Genomic DNA, 1,245 nt, shown 5'->3' on the forward strand with positions numbered 1-1,245 from the left:
CAAGGTAATGCTGAACACCGACAGCAAAGGCGTGTTGATCAACATATCCAGTGTTGCGCGTGCCGGGAATATTGGTCAAACCAACTACTCCGCATCCAAAGCGGCAGTGGCTACTATGGCTACAGTGTGGGCGAAAGAGTTAGGGCGTTTTGGCATTCGTTCAGTGGCGATTGCGCCGGGCGTCATCAAAACTGCGATGACAGACCAAATAAAGCCTGAAGCGATGGAACGCTTGGTTAATATGATTCCTGTGGGACGCTTAGGGCTTGCGGACGAAATTTCATCGACCATAAAATATGTGTTAACCAACGAGTTCGTCACCGGGAGGGTACTAGAAGTCGATGGTGGAATGCGAATGTAATCTTAAAAAGAGAACCAGCAATAACAGTGTTGCTGGTTCTTCCGTATTATTCTAGTGATCGTTAAAGCGCCACTTTAGTTTCACGTAATGCCCTCTTCCAACAGCGTTTATACGCTAGTTTTCATAACACACCATGCTCAGTGACACGACGCAATTATCTCTTTTATCCAAAATTGTGATGTTTTCGAGCAAAATAACCACAAAATCTATTGTTGCGTCAAAACTGAAATTATTCATTTGTCTCTTAAATGAGAAAATTCCTTTTATGGTTGAAAATTATTCTCTTTGTCTTTTTTGTGGGACGAAATCGTTTCTACATCGAAAGTTGGTGATTTATTATTCACTACAGAATGCATGGGAAAGCATGCGCGGTGTGACCATTGTCATTCACGTGCAAAATAATAATCAAAACTTCCCACCACACTGAAGTAACTACCCATCAGGGAATAATAATAATGTCGCAATTTTATAAGCTCAGAGCGTTGTCGCTTGTGTTTTGGTTCGTGTTTTTGACGACCAAAGTCTATGCGCAAAGCCCTGAGCCAAAAGATAAGTTTCTGCAATCTCTTGAAGGGATTGAGAGCCAAATTTACGCGCTGCCACAAAGTTCACTAGCACAAATCGAATCATTAGAAGAAGACTCTCTACTGCAAAACCAGCCCAAGGATCTGTTGATTCGTTATTGGCTGGCGAAGTCGACCGTTCTTGAGTTGTTAGGGCGCGATAAAGAGAGCTTAGCAGTGGTAGACAAAGGGCTGAGTTTGACACCAGAACAAAGCCAAGAGCACTTGCTGTTCAAGCTGATCCAAATTCGAGCCATGATGGGCAATCGAGATATCGATACCGCGCTCTCGTCGTTGGATGCTTTGCTTGAAACGTCACGA

The 1,245-nt window shown here is 43.5% G+C and carries 1 protein-coding gene and 1 pseudogene; both read left to right on the plus strand.

The window, feature by feature from the left end; all coding sequences use genetic code 11:
• On the plus strand, positions 1 to 361 hold a 361-nt coding region (locus tag R7Q48_RS24330; RefSeq protein WP_318132660.1), incomplete at its 5' end, for an SDR family oxidoreductase.
• Positions 362 to 816: 455 nt separating this feature from the next.
• Positions 817 to 1,245, plus strand: a pseudogene (locus tag R7Q48_RS24335) (GGDEF domain-containing protein); the annotation flags it as partial.

The sequence above is a fragment of the Vibrio sp. 378 genome, assembly GCF_033339435.1.